The organism is Pseudobacter ginsenosidimutans (assembly GCF_007970185.1).
GTDB classification, from domain to species: domain Bacteria; phylum Bacteroidota; class Bacteroidia; order Chitinophagales; family Chitinophagaceae; genus Pseudobacter; species Pseudobacter ginsenosidimutans.
This window is the reverse complement of the sequence record NZ_CP042431.1, coordinates 2,414,061-2,431,111: the sequence shown is the minus strand read 5'-3', so window position 1 is coordinate 2,431,111 and position 17,051 is coordinate 2,414,061. Positions and strand designations below refer to the sequence as shown.

Below are 17,051 nucleotides of genomic sequence, written 5' to 3'. Positions count from 1 at the left end.
TTCAGCGCGAGTTTCCATACCTTTGCACCCCAATTAAAAATTGTAATATGGCAACCGTTACCAGAGAGAATATAGGGCTGCTGAACGACAAGATCACAGTAAAAGTAGCAAAGGACGATTACCTGCCTTCATTTGAAAAGGCTTTGAAACAATATAGTAAAACCGCCAATATCCCCGGTTTCCGCAAGGGTATGGTACCTACCGGCATGATCAAGAAGATGCATGGCCAGTCGGTTTTCACTGATGAGGTGCTCCGCACGGTGGAAAAAGAACTGACTGACTACATGACGAAAGAGAACCTGGAGATCTTCGCCCAGCCTCTTCCCATGTCTGAGAATGATGCCCGTCAGATCAACATGAACGAGCCTGCTGAATACGCTTTCGCATTCGAAATTGGCCTGAAACCCGATTTCAAAGTGGCTGACCTCGGCAAGGAAAAAATGACCCGCTACAAAGTGAACGTAACCGAAGAAATGATCAATGAAGAAGAAGATCGTCTTCGTATGCGTCACGGAAAAATGACCGAACCTGAATCCGTAACCGGCGACGATAACGTGTTGAACGTTTCTTTCGTTGAAACCGACGCCAATGGTAACGAAGTGGAAGGCGGTGTAAAGAAAGACAATAGCCTCCTCGTTAAATATTTCAACGCATCTTTCCGCCCAGGCCTCAATGGCAAGAAGAAAGATGATTCCGTTGTTCTCCAGATCAGCGCAGCATTCGATGAAAAAGAAAGAGAGTGGATCCTCGGAGACCTCGGTTTCGATAAGCACGATGCAGAAGCTGCCAACAAGTTCTTCAAAATGATGATCACCAAAGTTGGACTGGTTGAGAAAGCTGAACTGAATGAAGAATTCTTCAACGCAGCATTCCCCGGCAAAGAGATCAAGGACGAAGCCGGTTTCCGCAATGCAGTGAAAGAAGAGATCCAGTCATACTGGGATAAACAAGCCAGCAACCACCTTCAACACGAGGTTTACCACGTGTTACTGGACCATACCAAGATCGAGTTCCCTGAAACATTCCTGAAACGCTGGATCCAGCAAGGCGGCGAACAACCTAAAACAGCAGAACAGGCTGAGCAGGAGTTCCCCACTTTTGCCAACCAACTGAAATGGACTGTGATCATCGACAAGATCGTTCGTGAGCATGGCGTGGAAGTGAAACCTGAAGACATTCAGAACTTCGCCAAGCAACAACTGTTCGGATACATGGGCATGAACATGGGAGATCCTGAGCAACCATGGATCACAGACTACGTGAACCGTATGATGCAGGACAGGAAGTTTGTTGAGGATGCTTACCATCGCGTGCAAACTGAGAAAGTTTTCGGATGGGCAGAAACACAAGTGAACGCAACTGATAAACCAGTTTCTGTTGACGAGTTCACGAAAGAACTGGAAAAACACCAACACCATCATCATTAGTAGAGATGGTTTAGAATAGTGAGAGAGTGTGTCGGAAGGCACACTCTTTTTTTTGTGGGATATTTTCGAACTTGATTCCAGTCATTTACTTGCAATCAATTGGGATCTAAGAGTCTGGAATAAACATAAACAGGGACGGCAATCACTTCATCCAAGCGATTGCCGTTCTGCGTAGGCTTCGAACCGAAGTCAAAAGCATTAGAATGTAATATATCTTTTGTCTCGTTAAGAATAACCAGGTAATGACTATTAGATTTCTTGCCTGGAATCAATTACTCACTTTTATTCATTTATCAAATGTTGTAATAAAAAGAAGATTGCTTTTTATGAATTCAACTTATCGAAACTTGATTCAGATCATCAATTACCTAATTAACGGCGATGAATATTCGCGCACAAACATGTATGCAGTGGATTCATAAGCCCCTACACCCTGCCCGAAACTAAACCTCTGTCAATTGATAAAGCCAGGCATCCGGTCAGGACATAGTTTTTACGTAAGAATTTACACATCTTCCCGCGGGGGATGTGTTGATGAACATACGTATACAAGCGGCCACGATAGTGTAGATAATATTGAAGCAGCAATTGTACTTGCTGATAATGGTTTCCATGTGCAATTGTTACCTGTACTTTTTCCAGACGACACGAAATTAAGATTCAAATTTCTTTCGGATGTAACTGGCAGTAAGGATCCTGACGACAGAATTAACGGCAGGTGGATTGCCGATTTCAAGAAACCAGAAAGAAATATACCAGTCAGAAAAGCAACTATCAGTAGATTCATTGAAAGTGCAGCCAAACAAAAAGCTGCCATTGTAATCATAAATCTTTGTAGCCGGGAGTATACAATCCAGGATGTTAAGAAGGGAATTATTGGCGCATTTCAACCAAACCGCAATAGAAGTATCAAGAAGACCACAGGTATCTTAAATTATAGAATACCTAAAAAACAAACACGGCAATCACAAATAACGTAATTGCCGTGCCGCGTGGCTTCGAACCGTAGTCAAAAGCAGCCTCAAACAAATGTAAGAAGCAATACAAATTTATTACATAGTAGCTTACATAGTCTCTCCAGTCTTAACATTTTCTTGTTTTCTTGTCTGGAATCAAGATTCCCCTTTCCGTCACCCCAACCTGCCCGCCTCTGACAATTCTTGATAATAAAATCCTGTAATTTCCCTCTCCAGCCTTGATTTTGTGGCAAAATGTCGGATTTTTGAAGTAGCACGGTCTTTGATTTCCCAAATGACTTATATTGCTAACTAAATCAATAGGAATACGTTATGAACCTTGGAAAAGAATTTGAAAAATATGCAGTGAAACACAGGGGCATTTCGAGCAATACCCTGGACTCTTATCAAAAATACCAGGTCACTAACCTCACTCCCAATATCATCGAAGAACGTCCAATGAATATTGCTGTTATGGACGTATACAGCCGTTTAATGATGGACCGTATCATCTTCCTCGGCTATCCCATCAACGATGAAGTGGCCAACATCGTCACAGCACAAATGCTGTTCCTGGAAAGTACAGACCGTCACCGCGATATTCAGATGTACATCAACTCACCCGGCGGATCCGTTTACTCCGGCCTCGGCGTGTACGATACCATGCAATACATCACTCCCGATGTAAGCACCATCTGTATCGGTATGGCAGCAAGTATGGCAGCCGTACTGCTCTGCGCAGGTACCAACGGAAAACGTACTGCGCTCAGGCATAGCCGTGTGATGATGCACCAACCCAGCGGAGCTATCGGAGGCCAGGCCAGCGATATCGATATCACAGTGAACGAGATCCGCAAGATCAAGAAGAACCTGTATGATATCATTGCCTACCATACCGGCAAACCGGTGAAGACGATCGAGAAAGACAGCGACCGTGACTACTGGCTTACATCTGATGAAGCCAAAGAATACGGACTGGTGGATGAAGTATTGCTGATCAACCCACGCAAGGAAAAGAAAGACTAACCTTACTAAAAACATTAACTGAATAGCATGAGCAAGTATTCACAATATTTGACGACCCCTTATCGTATGGACGATGAGGATGAAGAAAAAGAAGAAGCGCCGAAATCTGACCTGATGATGTTCAGCAAAAAGCTGGAAAAATATTTCTTCGATACACGCGCCGTTTATCTCTGGGGCGTGGTGGACGACAAATCCGCCCGCGACGTTACCACCAAACTCCTCCTGCTGGATGCAGACAAGCCCGGTCAGGAGATCAAGTTCTTTATCAACAGTCCCGGTGGCATCGTTACCAGTGGAATGGTGATCTATGATACCATGAAACTGATCAAGAGCCCGGTGAGCACAATCTGTATGGGCCTTGCAGCCAGCATGGGTTCCATCCTCCTCAGCGGTGGCGCCAAAGGCAGACGTTTCATCTATCCTCACGGAGAAGTGATGATCCACCAGCCCAGTCTCGGTGGCCATATTCAGGGTGTAAGCGCTGATCTGGAAATCCAGGCCAAACAAACCAAACGTGTGAAAGAAGTGAGCGCCCGAATCCTGGCCGAAAACACCGGCAAAAAATTCGAACAGGTGATGAAAGATTTCGATCGCGATTACTGGATGGATGCCAAGGAATCTATCGATTACGGCATCGTTGATCAAATAACAGACAAGTTATAAGGCACTCATAATCAGATTCCCAAATCCCAATTTCGTGAAAAACAGGGCATTAACAACCCTATGACCTATTTAATTGGGATTTGGGAATTCATTTAGATACCTTTGTAACCGGAGAGTAAGTATTATTATGGCAAAGACAACCCTGCATTGTTCCTTTTGTGGCCGCAGCCGCGATGAAGTGAAGATCCTCATTGCCGGTCAGGAAGGACATATATGCGAAAACTGCGTGGAGCACGCACAGGAAATCATCGAGCAGGAGCTCATGATCCGCAGCGAAACCACTCCCGCTCCCTCTTCCTTCAAGCTGAACGTGAAGAAGCCGATGGAAGTGAAAAAGTTCCTCGACGAATATGTGATCGGTCAGGATGATGCCAAAAAGGTATTGTCCGTTGCCGTTTATAACCACTATAAACGTCTTCAGCAAAAAACAAGCGATAGTGAGATCGATATTGAGAAAAGCAATATCGTAATGGTGGGTGAAACCGGAACCGGTAAAACCCTGCTGGCTAAAACCATCGCAAAATTACTGAACGTTCCTTTCGCAATCGTAGATGCTACTGTATTTACGGAAGCAGGTTATGTGGGTGAAGACGTGGAAAGCATCCTCACCAGGTTGCTCCAGGTTTGTAATTACGATGTGCCTGCTGCCGAAAGAGGAATTGTTTATATCGATGAGATCGATAAGATCGCACGTAAAGGCGACAATCCTTCCATCACCCGCGATGTAAGCGGTGAAGGCGTTCAACAGGGGCTGCTCAAACTGCTGGAAGGCACCGACGTACTGGTTCCTCCACAGGGAGGCCGCAAACACCCTGAGCAAAAACTGATCAAGATCAACACGCAGAATATCCTCTTCATTTGCGGTGGCGCATTTGATGGTATCGACAGGGTGATCGCACGCCGTGTGAACACCAATGCCATCGGATTCAACGTGAATAAAGAATTGCAGGAAACAATGAAGAAGAACCTGCTGCAGTACATCACTGCAACAGATCTGAAATCATTTGGCCTGATCCCTGAATTGCTGGGACGTCTGCCGGTGGTTACACACCTCAATCCGCTGGACGCAGAAACACTCCGCTCCATCCTTACCGAGCCTAAGAATGCCCTCATCAAACAATACAAGAAATTGTTCGAGCTGGAAGGCATCCAACTCAATGTGGAGAACGATGTGCTGGACTTCATGGTGGAAAAAGCCATCGAGTACAAGCTCGGCGCCCGCGGTCTGCGCAGCATCTGCGAAAGCATCTTAACTGATGCAATGTTCGAAATGCCATCTTCCAAACAAACTGTATTCAACCTTACACTTGAGTACGCACAGAAGAAATTCGACAAGAGCAAAATGAGCATGCTGAAAGTTGCATAAACAGAATTTCAATTCATTCAATATAGCAGTGCCGGGGAAACCCGGCATTGTTTTTCAAAAAAAAAGTATCATGAAAGAACTCATTGAAAAGCTGATGGCGGAAGGGCTTACAGAAGCCCAGGCGCTCAAAGCCATTGAAGTGATCAAGAATTATGCGAAGGAGAAGATCCCGATGTTCGGTGGCGCTATCGATAAGATGTTTGCCAAGTATGGCCCAAAACAGGATGATGATTTCATGCCCTGATCAATGAATGGAAGGCCGGCAGCGATGCCGGTTTTTTTATGCCTGTCCGTATCATCGCCCCGAAATAAAAAAGCCCCCGCAACCATTCGGGGGCCGAACAAGACATGACAGACAAAACTACTTTCCCAGCACTTCCCTGGCAATAACCAGTTTCTGAATTTCGGAAGTGCCTTCGCCGATAGTGCAGAGCTTGCTATCGCGATAATATTTTTCAGCAGGGAAATCTTTCGTATAACCATAACCGCCGAAGATCTGCACCGCTTCGTTGCTCACTTTCACAGCAACTTCACTGGCATAATATTTTGCCATGGCGGATTCCTTGGTCATTTTTTCCCCGGCAATTTTCAATGAACAGGCTTGCATCGTCAGCATTTCAGCAGCAGCGATCTCGGTGGCCATATCAGCCAGCTTGAAAGAGATACCCTGGAAATTAGCGATCGGCTGATCAAACTGGTAACGCTCTTTCGAGTATTTCAATGCGGCCTCATATGCACCCTTCGCAATTCCGAGGGAGAGGGCCGCGATGGAAATCCTTCCGCCATCGAGGATCTTAAGCGATTGCCTGAAACCATCTCCCACTTCACCCAATCGGTTGGCATCGGGGATCCGGCAATTATCGAAGATCATCTCTGCCGTTTCACTGGCGCGCATACCGAGTTTATTCTCTTTCTTACCACCGCTGAATCCTGGAGTACCACGTTCAACAATAAACGCAGTTGCGTTACCGCTGCTTCTGGGTTCGCCGGTCCTGGCGATCACCACGGCTACATCTCCGCTGATCCCATGCGTGATCCAGCACTTGGTGCCGTTGAGGACCCAGTGGTCCCCATCCCGCACCGCGGTGGTTTGCATATTACCGGCATCACTGCCTGTATTGGGCTCGGTAAGCCCCCAGGCGCCCAGCCACTCTGCCGTGGCCAGCCTGGGTAAATACTTTTTCTTTTGCTCCGCATTTCCAAAGGTCATGATATGACCAGTACAGAGGGAATTGTGAGCAGCAAGGCTCAAACCAACTGAACCACATACTTTGGCGATCTCCTGAATAATGGCAACATATTCAAAGTAACTGAGACCAGCTCCTCCGTATTCCTCAGGTACAAGAACGCCCATCAGTCCGAGCTTGCCCATTTCCCTGAAAGTATTCAGTGGAAATTCCTGGCTTTCATCCCACTCCATTACATGGGGTTTGATGTGTTGCTTAGCAAACTCTGCGGCGGTCTGGGCTACTTGTTCTGTCAGTTCAGCTTTTTGAAAATTCATACGTAATCTATTGACAACAATCGTTAAAGGCAAGTGCAAGATATGGGATCCGGGTGAATATAACTAACATTCGTTAGCAATATTTTTCTAAAGCTCATTTCCCTTGCCAGATAGCGATTGCCGGGTATTTGTAATTTAAGAGGGATGTCAGTACTCAATATACGGCGCAATTCTCGTGATCAGAAGCGGTGTGATCAGTATGATCTGCTGCAAATCTGCTGCCGACCGGAATGGGCCATGTTGCTGACGGTATTGCACAATCGCATTGGCCAGTTGCCAGCGCAGATATGGATGTTGTTTCAATTCTTCAATGCCCGCTGTGTTGATTGACAGCTTCCGGAAAACTCCGGTATTGCATTGCAGCCAGGGCCTGATTTTTTGAAAGGTGGAATCAGGCAGCGCCCAGGTTTCTCCCACCTGATCGGGACTATGGAATCCTCCGAGTTTTTCACGATACTGAACAATACGGAATGCGAGGCGGCTACCGATGCCGGGGAAATTCATCCAGGCACTGGTATCCGCTGTATTGATATCGATGTGGATGTATTTCTTTCTTCGTACAGGCGATAGCGTTACCCGGGTAAAATTTCCACTATCTGCAACGGTTGGCCTCGTAAATGTACCGGTAGCATTGCGATCCATCTTTCTGCTTTTTTCGGTAAATCCGGATTTCTCAGCGATCTTCACCCAGGGCATTAACCTTTTCACATCCGGAGTACGCATACCGTAGATCCGCGCAATATCTTCCGGTTTTCTGAATTGCCCGCCTTTATTGATGTAATTGAAAATAGTGCGGATCACTTTATCGGGAATGCCCAGGCGTTTCCAGCCGCTTTCAGTGAGATGATTGGGATCGAAGGGGAAAAGACCGATATGATCTTCTGTTGCCCGGGCAGCATAAGATCCGCTATCAGAGCGGGTTTCGGCGGCTACCACCTCTTCATTCCTTTCTTTTACCTGATTTGCCTGCCCTTTCTTTCCGTTTTTCCATGCAGCCAGTTTCGATCGCCATTCTTTTGTAGTGGCTTCATCAACTACTACATCAGGCGCAGGAATGAAATACGGCAATACACTGAGTAATACGATCAACACCAGCAATACGATCACTCCATTGCGCTCTTTCCTGGTGAAGCTTACATATTCTTTCCAATCTTCTTTCATAGGCAGGGCTTTTATTCGGCCATCAAATCTAGCGGAAGCAAAAGGAAATAATGCGGTTGAAGCACACCGTTAGCGCAGGAAACATCATTAACAAAGTACTAGATCAATCTTCTTTTCCGGGGAGTTGCAATTGTAATCCATCATAGGAAAGCATCACACCTGCAGGAAGTTCTTTACTTACATCTTCGTGTTTGCCCATCTGGTGGCTGAGATGTGTGAGATAAACTTCAGGGATACTCAATTCCTGCGATACGGCAATGGCTTCAGACAAACTGAAATGCGAAATATGCTGCTCTTTTCGAAGAGCATTCAGCACCAGCACATCGCTTCCTTTTATCTTTTCTTTTTCTTCCTCATCGATGCGATTGGCATCTGTGATGTAGGTGAAAGCTCCGAAGCGGAATCCGAGCACCGGCATTTTCAAATGCCAGACTTGTATGGGAGTTACGGGAATATCGCCTACCATGAAGGGGAAGGCGGAATTCATAGTATTCAGTTTTACTTCAGGCAGGCCTGGATACCTGGCCTCATAAAATGCATAAGGGATTTCCCTCACGATGGCCTCCTGTGTGAATTCTGTAGCGTAGACCTGCATCGGCTGGTGGGAAAAGAAATTGAAAGCACGCACATCATCCAATCCGCCGAGATGGTCTTTATGTGAATGCGTCAGTAAAATTGCATCCAGGTGTTTCACTTTGGCGCGGAGCATCTGGTAACGGAAATCCGGACCTGCATCCACTACCAGTGTAGTGGTTGCGGACTGCACCATAATACTGGACCGAAGCCTGTTATCTTTTTTGTAGTTGGAGGTACAAACCGGGCAATCACAGGCAATCATCGGCACACCACTACTGGTACCCGTTCCCAGAAATGTTATTGTAAGTGCAGGATAACTCAAGGGGATGGCTTATTTACTGTTACTGTCTGCGTCTGCAGCTTCCTGGCGTTGGATCACATCGTCATACACTTTCCGTGATTCAGGAGTAAGGAACTCTATATTCACGTTCAATTGTGGGATAATATCCATTAAGGTGTTGATACGGCCTTCCATCTGAAGGAACTTATTCAGCACAACCACCTTCTTCTGTTCCAGGATACAGTAACCGCTCTGGAATGTGCCACGTTCATACCGGACCACGTATTCCAGCTCATCCAGCAGGTTTTCCAGCTTATCTAAAGAGGTTTGTGTGTATTTCATAGTTGTACAACAAAAATGAACACTACAAAGGTAGCCAAATGTGACGGTGATGCCGATTACAGCCGGATAAGGTTATCCACAGACAGTGGAGAGATTCTTATTTGCTGGTCATTTTGATAACAGGTACGATCATCTCCTCGAGGCTTACCCCGCCATGCTGAAAAGTATTGCGGTAGTAGTTCACGTAATAATTATAATTGTTCGGATAACAGAGGTACAGGTCTTCCTTCGCAAAAATGTACGATGAATTCACTGTAGGCACTGGCAGTCCGGCTTCTTTCGGATCCCGGAAGGCCAATACTTCTTTTTGCTCATAATGCAGATTGCGGCCGTGCTTATAGCGCAGGTTGGTGGTAGTTTGTTTGTCGCCGATCACTTTGGCAGGCGTTTTCACTTGTACGCTGCCGTGATCTGTTGCCAGCACCAGGTTGATCTTTTTGTCTGCGATCTTCTTCAATGCCTGGTGCAGGGGTGAATGCTCGAACCAGCTTTTGGTAACAGAACGATAGCTGATCTCATCACCAGCCAGCTCTTTCAGCACTTCCATTTCCGTACGGGCATGGCTGAGCATATCCACGAAATTGTATACGATGATATTGAGGTCGTTCCCCAGCAGGTTGTGCATATTGTTCACGAGGTCCTGTCCCGCTGAATTGTTCAGGATCTTGGTGTAAGAGAATTTGATATCTTCTCTTTTCGCCCTTTTCAGAAATCCTCTTATAAAATCTTCTTCATGCAGGTTCTTTCCTCCATCATCATCATCATTCTTCCATTGCTGGGGATAATTCTTTTCTATATCGATAGGCAGCAATCCGCTGAAAATGGCGTTGCGTGCGTATTGTGTGGCAGTCGGTAGAATACTGTAGAAACTGTCTTCCTCCAGTATCCTGAAGCTCTCTGCAAAAATGGGCTGAATGGCTTTCCACTGGTCGAAGCGCAGGTTATCCAGCAGGATAAAAAAAGTAGGTACGCCTTTTTCCACGTGTGGCAGCACCTTCCATTTCATAAGCGTATGGCTCATCACAGGTCCTTCTTCACTGCGCGGGCTCACCCATTTGGCATAATTCCTCGAAACGAATTTGAAGAACTCGGTATTGGCTTCACTCTTCTGTGATTGCAATACTTCCTGCATCTCGGGGCTATCGCTTTTTTCCATTTCCAGCTCCCAGTAAACAAGTTTGCGGTAGATCTCCATCCATTCGTTGTAATCGGGATTGCTGTTGAGGGCCATGAAGAGATTGCGGAACTGTTGCTGGTAAGCGAAAGTTGTTTTCTCTGCTACCAGTCTTTTATTGTCGATGATCTTTTTCAGACTGAGCAATACCTGGTTGGGGTTCACGGGCTTGATCAGGTAATCTGTGATCTGACTGCCGATGGCATCGTCCATCAGGCCTTCTGTTTCATTCTTGGTGATCATCACCACAGGGATCTGCTGATTCACTTCCTTGATCTTGGCAAGCGTTTCCAGGCCGGTGATACCGGGCATGGTCTCGTCCAGCAAAACAACATCCACGTAGTTGTCTTTTACAAAGTCAACTGCATCAAAACCGTTGGTGAGTGCGCTTACTTCGTATCCTTTTCCTTGCAAAAAGAGGATTTGCGATTGTAAACTTTCTATTTCATCATCTACCCAGAGTATTTTTCCAATTGCCATGTAAAAGATTTAATGGTTTGATTCCAGCAAAATACCATATTATCACTGATAATCATTAATCCGTAGTTTTGCCGACTGTCTTATGGGGCAATTTTAACAAAATAGCAAGCAGCGAATGGCGCAACCAGTCAGAAAGATCATCAATGATCCCGTGTATGGCTTCATCACCATCGATCATCCTGTAATTTTCCAGGTGATAGCACATCCTTATTATCAGCGCCTGCGGCGCATCCACCAGATGGCATTTGCACACCTGGTATATCCCGGGGCGGTGCATACCAGATTGCATCATTCACTGGGAGCTTATCACCTCATGTGCAATGCCCTCCAGGAACTCCGCAACAAGGGTATCGAAATCAGTGCCGAAGAAGAACTGGGAGCCAAAGTGGCCATATTATTACACGATGTGGGTCACGGACCATTCTCCCATGCCCTGGAAAATGTACTGATAAAGGGTGTGAAGCATGAAGACATTTCGCTCCGGATCATCCGCATCCTCAACAAAGAGATGAACGGACAGCTCGATCTCGCTATTTCAATCTTCACCAATCAATATCATAAGCCATTCCTGTACCAGCTCATTTCCGGACAACTGGATGTTGACAGAATGGATTATTTGAGCCGCGACAGTTTCTTTACCGGCGTATCTGAAGGAGTGATCGGATATGATCGAATCCTCAAAATGCTCACGGTGCATGAAGGGGAATTGATGGTGGAAGAGAAAGGCATCTTCTCCATCGAAAAATTCCTGGTAGCCCGCCGGCTCATGTATTGGCAGGTTTATTTGCACAAAGCCGTACTGAGTGCGGAAAAGATGTTGGTGAAAGTGCTGGAACGCGCCCGGGAACTTATCTTAAGAGGAGAAACTGTACCCGGTGCATCTGCAGCGCTTGACCTGTTTTTGCAATCAAAGGAAGAAGAAACCCCGATCGATAAATACCTGACAGAATTTTGTTTGCTGGACGACTTCGATGTGATGGCCAGTATCAAGAATTGGATGTTCCATCCCGATCCGGTGTTGTCTACGCTTTGCGAAGGCCTGATCGATCGTCGTTTATTAAAAGTTAAATTGCAGGCTGAACCTTTCGATCAGCAATGGGTTACAGAACAGCGGAACAGGATTTGCCAGTTGAAAGGCATACAGGAAGAAGATTGTCATTATCTTCTTTTCACCGGCGAGGCCGTCAATACCACCTATAACCCGGTTGAAGAAAAGATCAATATCCTTTTCAAAGACGGAACGGTGAAGGATATCTCGCAGGTAGACAATGCCCTGATCAGCCAGACACTATCGAGCCCTGTGAAAAAATATTACATTTGTTATCTGAAGTAAAGCAACATTACCAGTACCTTGCAAAATCCCTTATAAAAGCTCAACAACCATGCAATTCACCGCAGCACAAATAGCCATGATCATCAATGGGAAAGTGGAAGGCGATCCCAATGCCGCTGTTGGTTCTTTCGGAAAGATCGAAGAAGCCAAAGCCGGTCAGCTTGCCTTTCTTGCCAACCCTAAATATGAAGACTTCCTGTATTCTACTGAAGCATCCATCATCATCATCAGCGCATCCCAGGAACTGAAAGAACCGGTGAAGGGTACACTGATCCGCGTGGAAGATGCTTATACCGCATTCGCCACCTTACTTACCAAGTACCAGGAAGTGATGACGCAACAAATGGTGGGCACCCAGGACCCGGTGTACGTGGCGTCTTCCGCCAAACTCGGCGAGAATATTTTCCTCGGCGCTTTTTGTTATATCGGAGAAGGTGTGGTGCTCGGTAATAACGTAAAGATTTTTCCCAACGCTTATATTGGCAATAAAGTCACTATCGGTGACAATAGCATTGTTCATCCCGGCGTGAAGATCTATCACGATTGTGTGATCGGAAAGAATGTAACCATCCATGCAGGTACTGTTCTCGGCAGCGATGGTTTCGGCTTTGCTCCGCAACCTGATGGCAGTTTCAAGAAAGTGCCGCAGATCGGCAATGTGATTGTGGAAGATTTTGTAGAGATCGGCGCCAATGCCACTATCGACCGCGCTACCATAGGTTCTACTGTGATCAGGTCTGGCGCTAAACTCGACAATCTGATCCAGATCGCGCACAATGTAGAAGTAGGTAACAATACCGTGATTGCCGCGCAGGCCGGCGTGAGTGGAAGCACCAAGCTCGGCAACAATGTAATGATCGGTGGACAGGCCGGCATAGTTGGACATATCACCATTGCCGATGGCGCCCGAATCAATGCGCAAAGCGGCGTCAGCAAATCCATCAAAACAAATAATGCAGCCGTTACAGGATCTCCGGCTTTTGATTATACAAGCGCTTTACGTTCCCAGGCAGTGAGCCGCAATCTCCCCGAGCTGGAGAAAAGGATCAAGGAACTGGAAAAACTCGTACAACAATTACTGGCCGAAAAAGTGTAAAAGTTCCGGGCTTAGCATAAAATTCTTTAGAGCATGGCAGTTCATTCAGCCATGCTTTTTTTGTTGAAAACGGCCAGATTTGCCCTGTGGTGTTCATATTAGTTTTTATTTCATACCGCTAATCGCGTTCGAAGTTCCATTCATACTTTTTAAACATTTTTCTAATCGTATGAAACTCACTGCTATAGCGGGATTCACCACCAATCAGCCCTTTCCTGATGCCAACCCGTAAAATATCAATGCAACTTAGGGAGGTAGTAAGACGTTGATATGTATCTTTGCGCATCTAAAAAAATTGAATGGACGCGAACTTCAATCCTGACAAGCAGCATACTCTCGGATCGGCGATCAGTATTTCAGGCACGGGCCTGCATACCGGCTCTAAAGTTGACATGACCCTGAAACCCGCTAATCCGGGCTTCGGTTTCCAGTTTCAACGTGTAGATATGCCCGGCCAACCGGTGATCAAAGCCGACTGCGACCTGGTGACCGATACTTCAAGAGGTACCACCCTGGAAGACAATGGCGCCAAAGTGAGCACAGTAGAGCATATCCTGGCTGCGCTTGTAGGTATGGGAGTAGACAACTGCCTGATTGAACTGAACGGTCCTGAGATCCCCATCATGGACGGAAGCTCCGCTCCTTTTGTGGAGATCATCGAAAAAGCAGGTGTACTGGAACAGGATGCCGCAAAACAATGGTATTTCATCGACCAGAACATCTCTCATTACGACGAAAAGAAGAGAGTGGAAATGACTGCTCTTCCTGCTACAGATTATAAGATCACCACCCTCATCGACTTCAACAGCCCCGTACTGGGAACCCAGCATGCCGGCCTGAAGCATATGAGTGAATTCAAATCCGAGATATCATCCTGCCGCACTTTCGTATTCCTGCACGAGCTGGAAATGCTGCTGGAACATAATCTCATCAAAGGCGGCGACATCAACAATGCCATCGTGGTAGTGGATAAGCCTGTTACCGAAGATGAGATGGAAAGACTGGCAAAAGCTTTCGGCAGAAAGAAGATGGAAGTGAAGAGCGAAGGTTACCTCAACAACCTCGAGCTCCGTTTTCCGAATGAGCCTGCCCGTCATAAACTGCTGGATGTTGTGGGCGACCTGGCACTGATCGGTTATCCCATCAAGGCGCATATCATTGCCAACAGGCCGGGACACAGCACCAATGTGGACTTTGCCAGGGTGATCAAACAATACATTAAGAAGAACAAGCAACTGAAGAATATTCCGGTGTACGATCCCAATCAACCCCCGGTTTATTCATTGCAACAAATAGAAAAAACACTTCCTCACCGCCACCCGTTCCTGCTGGTGGACAAGATCATTGAACTGTCTGACAAGCAGATCGTTGGCGTGAAGAATGTGACTTTCGACGAATGGTTCTTCAAAGGACATTTTCCCAATAACCCGGTAATGCCTGGCGTATTGCAGGTGGAAGCCCTTGCACAGTGCGGTGGTATCCTTGCTATCAATGCCATGCCTCCCGGCGAATACGATACTTATTTTATCAAGATCGACAGCGTGAAATTCAAGCAGAAAGTGGTTCCGGGTGATACAATGATCCTGAAAATGGAACTATTGTCGCCCATCCGCCGCGGCATCTGTGAAATGAGAGGCACGGTATATGTAGGTAATAAGGTCGCCACCGAAGGTGATTTGATGGCGCAATTGGTAAAACGCGGTTAAAAACATAACCCGCACGTATACTAAGAATAAAAAAGTTCGTTTGTATATAAGTTATATTTTTGCGGGTCGGCTTGAAATCCGACTTTAACTCTTTTAGCTGATCAATTGAGTATCAAACGCCAAACTTTAAAGCAAGACCCTGTTAGTGGTTTGCAAAACCAAAACCCCAATGGGGATGGGGCTGAATTCAATACCATGAACCCTCTTCCTGTAACTACACTTAAGAACGTAAATCAAATGATCCATCCGCATACGTACATTCATCCCAATGCAAAGCTGGCCACTAACGTGAAAGTTGATCCTTTCACTGTTATCCATCAGAACGTTGAGATTGGTGAAGGGACCTGGATAGGCAGTAATGTAACTATCATGGAAGGCGCCCGCATTGGAAAGAATTGCCGGATCTTCCCCGGCGCCGTAATCGCGGCAATACCCCAGGATCTGAAATTTGGCGGCGAAGATACACTCGTTGAGATCGGCGACAATACCACTATCCGCGAGTTCGTCACCATCAACCGCGGCACTAATGACAGAGGTAAGACCAAGGTCGGCAGCAATTGCCTGATCATGGCCTACAGCCATATTGCACACGACTGTATGATCGGCAACAACTGCATCATGAGCAACAACACCCAGATTGCGGGTCACGTTGAAATGGGCGATTGGGCCATCCTCGGTGGCATGTGCGCAGTTCACCAGTTCGTAAAGATCGGCGCCCACTCCTTCGTGAGCGGCGGTTCACTGGTAGGTAAAGACATCCCTCCCTTCATCAAGGCAGGCCGTCAACCCCTCAGCTATTCCGGCGTTAACTCCGTTGGTCTCAAGCGCAGAGGCTTCACCGTTGACAAGATCAATCACCTGCTCGATATCTATCGCATCATCTACAACAAAGGCATGAACACTTCCCAGGCCCTCGAATTCCTGGAAGAAGAATTCCCTGCCACCGACGAGCGCGATGAGATCGTAACCTTTATTCGCGAGAGCGGACGCGGTATCATTAAACGCTGGTCAAAAAATAGCGTTGATGAAGATATCGCTGACTAATGCAGGCAAGCGCTTCAACCGCGAATGGATCTTCCGTAAAGTAGATTACCAGTTTATTGAAGGTAACTCATATGCTATCACCGGACCAAACGGTTCAGGCAAAAGCACTTTGCTGCAAGCCATTGGCGGCGCCATCGCACTCTCCGAAGGAGAAGCTACTTATAGCATTGAAGCCCCCGCCATTCAGTCAACACAAACCAATCCCACCAAAAAATCTCATCAGGTAGAAACTGATCACGCTTTCCGCCAGATCGCTATTGCAGCCCCTTACCTGGAGCTCATCGAAGAAATGAGCGTTACCGAATTCCTGCATTTCCACCAGCAATTCAAACCTTTCCTTTCTCAACTCACCATTCCACAGATCATCGAGACTGTCGGTCTCACCAAAGCCGCTCACAAACAGATCCGCTTCTACAGCTCCGGCATGAAACAACGCGTGAAACTGGCCCAGGCCATCTTCTCCAATGTTTCCTGCCTGCTGCTGGATGAACCCTGCACCAATCTTGATGCCGAAGGCATCGCACTCTACCAGCGCCTCATCAGCGCCTACGGCGGGGGGAGGCTCATCATCGTTAGTTCCAATGATCCGCAGGAATACAGCTTTTGTGAGAGCAGGATCAGTATTTTGGATTATAAGTCTTAGTTTTTTGTTGTCGCAAAGGGGTATGAACGCCGGCCGGAAAACAAACCAGCGCAGTTGGATTTCTTTGGGCTTTGGGTTGGATGGATTGGGCGGTGGTAATGCTATTGGGCCGATGAGCTTTTGTTTTCAAGGCCGGACTTTTCATACCACCTTTGCTCCATGTACCGGAACGTGCTGCAACCAAAATTCAATTCCTGAACTGCACACACTATGTTGTATTGCGGATCATTCAAACTACAATGATGAGCGAAAGGGGAAAATGGGAAAAACTTCG

The 17,051-nt window shown here is 46.6% G+C and carries 16 protein-coding genes; 11 read left to right on the top strand and 5 right to left on the bottom strand.

Annotation, left to right across the window (positions count from 1 at the left end):
• The first annotated feature begins 47 nt into the window (after positions 1–47).
• From tig to FSB84_RS30795, 6 genes are all read left to right on the top strand, one after another.
• Complete coding sequence (gene tig, locus FSB84_RS09995) at positions 48–1,427, top strand: trigger factor (protein ID WP_130541698.1); 1,380 nt, start codon at positions 48–50, stop codon at positions 1,425–1,427.
• A 458-nt stretch (positions 1,428–1,885) separates the two neighbouring features.
• Positions 1,886–2,407 carry a CdiA C-terminal domain-containing protein gene (locus FSB84_RS09990; RefSeq protein WP_130541699.1) on the top strand — a complete coding sequence of 174 codons (522 nt, stop codon included), beginning with the start codon at positions 1,886–1,888 and terminating at the stop codon, positions 2,405–2,407.
• A gap of 309 nt (positions 2,408–2,716) precedes the next feature.
• Positions 2,717–3,409: a ClpP family protease gene (locus FSB84_RS09985; RefSeq protein ID WP_130541700.1), complete on the top strand. Its 693-nt coding sequence runs from the start codon at positions 2,717–2,719 to the stop codon at positions 3,407–3,409.
• Between the two features lie 27 nt (positions 3,410–3,436).
• On the top strand, positions 3,437–4,072 hold the full coding sequence (locus FSB84_RS09980; protein ID WP_130541701.1) for a ClpP family protease: 636 nt from the start codon (positions 3,437–3,439) through the stop codon (positions 4,070–4,072).
• A 127-nt stretch (positions 4,073–4,199) separates the two neighbouring features.
• Positions 4,200–5,438 carry an ATP-dependent Clp protease ATP-binding subunit ClpX gene (gene clpX / locus FSB84_RS09975; RefSeq protein WP_130541702.1) on the top strand — a complete coding sequence of 413 codons (1,239 nt, stop codon included), beginning with the start codon at positions 4,200–4,202 and terminating at the stop codon, positions 5,436–5,438.
• A 70-nt stretch (positions 5,439–5,508) separates the two neighbouring features.
• Positions 5,509–5,682 carry a hypothetical protein gene (locus FSB84_RS30795; RefSeq protein WP_164735559.1) on the top strand — a complete coding sequence of 58 codons (174 nt, stop codon included), beginning with the start codon at positions 5,509–5,511 and terminating at the stop codon, positions 5,680–5,682.
• Positions 5,683–5,799: 117 nt separating this feature from the next.
• On the opposite strand, the gene FSB84_RS09970 is transcribed toward FSB84_RS30795, so the two are convergent.
• The 5 genes from FSB84_RS09970 to porX all read right to left on the bottom strand — a co-directional run bounded on the left by FSB84_RS09970 (position 5,800) and on the right by porX (position 10,955).
• Positions 5,800–6,942: an acyl-CoA dehydrogenase family protein gene (locus FSB84_RS09970; protein WP_130541703.1), complete on the bottom strand. Its 1,143-nt coding sequence runs from the start codon at positions 6,940–6,942 to the stop codon at positions 5,800–5,802.
• Positions 6,943–7,089: 147 nt separating this feature from the next.
• Positions 7,090–8,103 carry a helix-hairpin-helix domain-containing protein gene (locus FSB84_RS09965; protein WP_130541704.1) on the bottom strand — a complete coding sequence of 338 codons (1,014 nt, stop codon included), beginning with the start codon at positions 8,101–8,103 and terminating at the stop codon, positions 7,090–7,092.
• A gap of 103 nt (positions 8,104–8,206) precedes the next feature.
• Positions 8,207–9,001, bottom strand: coding sequence for an MBL fold metallo-hydrolase (locus tag FSB84_RS09960; protein WP_130541705.1), 795 nt, complete (start codon positions 8,999–9,001; stop codon positions 8,207–8,209).
• A gap of 9 nt (positions 9,002–9,010) precedes the next feature.
• On the bottom strand, positions 9,011–9,301 hold the full coding sequence (locus tag FSB84_RS09955) for a hypothetical protein (protein ID WP_130541706.1): 291 nt from the start codon (positions 9,299–9,301) through the stop codon (positions 9,011–9,013).
• 97 nt (positions 9,302–9,398) lie between these two features.
• Positions 9,399–10,955: a T9SS response regulator signal transducer PorX gene (gene porX / locus FSB84_RS09950; RefSeq protein ID WP_130541707.1), complete on the bottom strand. Its 1,557-nt coding sequence runs from the start codon at positions 10,953–10,955 to the stop codon at positions 9,399–9,401.
• Positions 10,956–11,070: 115 nt separating this feature from the next.
• Here porX and FSB84_RS09945 point away from each other — a divergent pair, with 115 nt between their 5' ends.
• The 5 genes from FSB84_RS09945 to FSB84_RS09925 all read left to right on the top strand — a co-directional run bounded on the left by FSB84_RS09945 (position 11,071) and on the right by FSB84_RS09925 (position 16,777).
• Positions 11,071–12,288: an HD domain-containing protein gene (locus FSB84_RS09945; RefSeq protein WP_130541708.1), complete on the top strand. Its 1,218-nt coding sequence runs from the start codon at positions 11,071–11,073 to the stop codon at positions 12,286–12,288.
• Positions 12,289–12,337: 49 nt separating this feature from the next.
• A complete protein-coding gene (gene lpxD / locus FSB84_RS09940; RefSeq protein WP_130541709.1) occupies positions 12,338–13,384 on the top strand; it encodes a UDP-3-O-(3-hydroxymyristoyl)glucosamine N-acyltransferase in 1,047 nt (348 codons plus the stop codon).
• A gap of 299 nt (positions 13,385–13,683) precedes the next feature.
• Positions 13,684–15,090 (top strand): bifunctional UDP-3-O-[3-hydroxymyristoyl] N-acetylglucosamine deacetylase/3-hydroxyacyl-ACP dehydratase, encoded by a 1,407-nt coding sequence (locus FSB84_RS09935; protein ID WP_130541710.1) that lies wholly within the window; start codon positions 13,684–13,686, stop codon positions 15,088–15,090.
• A gap of 150 nt (positions 15,091–15,240) precedes the next feature.
• Positions 15,241–16,134, top strand: coding sequence for an acyl-ACP--UDP-N-acetylglucosamine O-acyltransferase (gene lpxA / locus FSB84_RS09930; protein ID WP_225980035.1), 894 nt, complete (start codon positions 15,241–15,243; stop codon positions 16,132–16,134).
• The gene (locus FSB84_RS09925) at positions 16,115–16,777 is read left to right on the top strand and encodes an ABC transporter ATP-binding protein (RefSeq protein ID WP_130541711.1); all 663 of its coding nucleotides are present in this window, start codon (positions 16,115–16,117) and stop codon (positions 16,775–16,777) included. Before lpxA ends, FSB84_RS09925 begins: the two co-directional genes overlap by 20 nt.
• Positions 16,778–17,051: the final 274 nt, after the last annotated feature.

Excerpts from the sequence above, each read along its gene's own strand:
- FSB84_RS09925 (WP_130541711.1), top strand. The coding sequence starts at position 16,115 with ATGAAGATATCGCTGACTAATGCAGGCAAGCGCTTCAACCGCGAATGG.
- FSB84_RS09970 (WP_130541703.1), bottom strand. The coding sequence starts at position 6,942 with ATGAATTTTCAAAAAGCTGAACTGACAGAACAAGTAGCCCAGACCGCC.
- clpX (WP_130541702.1), top strand. The coding sequence starts at position 4,200 with ATGGCAAAGACAACCCTGCATTGTTCCTTTTGTGGCCGCAGCCGCGAT.
- FSB84_RS09980 (WP_130541701.1), top strand. The coding sequence starts at position 3,437 with ATGAGCAAGTATTCACAATATTTGACGACCCCTTATCGTATGGACGAT.
- FSB84_RS09945 (WP_130541708.1), top strand. The coding sequence starts at position 11,071 with ATGGCGCAACCAGTCAGAAAGATCATCAATGATCCCGTGTATGGCTTC.
- lpxD (WP_130541709.1), top strand. The coding sequence starts at position 12,338 with ATGCAATTCACCGCAGCACAAATAGCCATGATCATCAATGGGAAAGTG.
- FSB84_RS09985 (WP_130541700.1), top strand. The coding sequence starts at position 2,717 with ATGAACCTTGGAAAAGAATTTGAAAAATATGCAGTGAAACACAGGGGC.
- FSB84_RS09965 (WP_130541704.1), bottom strand. The coding sequence starts at position 8,103 with ATGAAAGAAGATTGGAAAGAATATGTAAGCTTCACCAGGAAAGAGCGC.
- FSB84_RS09935 (WP_130541710.1), top strand. The coding sequence starts at position 13,684 with ATGGACGCGAACTTCAATCCTGACAAGCAGCATACTCTCGGATCGGCG.
- tig (WP_130541698.1), top strand. The coding sequence starts at position 48 with ATGGCAACCGTTACCAGAGAGAATATAGGGCTGCTGAACGACAAGATC.
- FSB84_RS09955 (WP_130541706.1), bottom strand. The coding sequence starts at position 9,301 with ATGAAATACACACAAACCTCTTTAGATAAGCTGGAAAACCTGCTGGAT.
- porX (WP_130541707.1), bottom strand. The coding sequence starts at position 10,955 with ATGGCAATTGGAAAAATACTCTGGGTAGATGATGAAATAGAAAGTTTA.
- FSB84_RS30795 (WP_164735559.1), top strand. The coding sequence starts at position 5,509 with ATGAAAGAACTCATTGAAAAGCTGATGGCGGAAGGGCTTACAGAAGCC.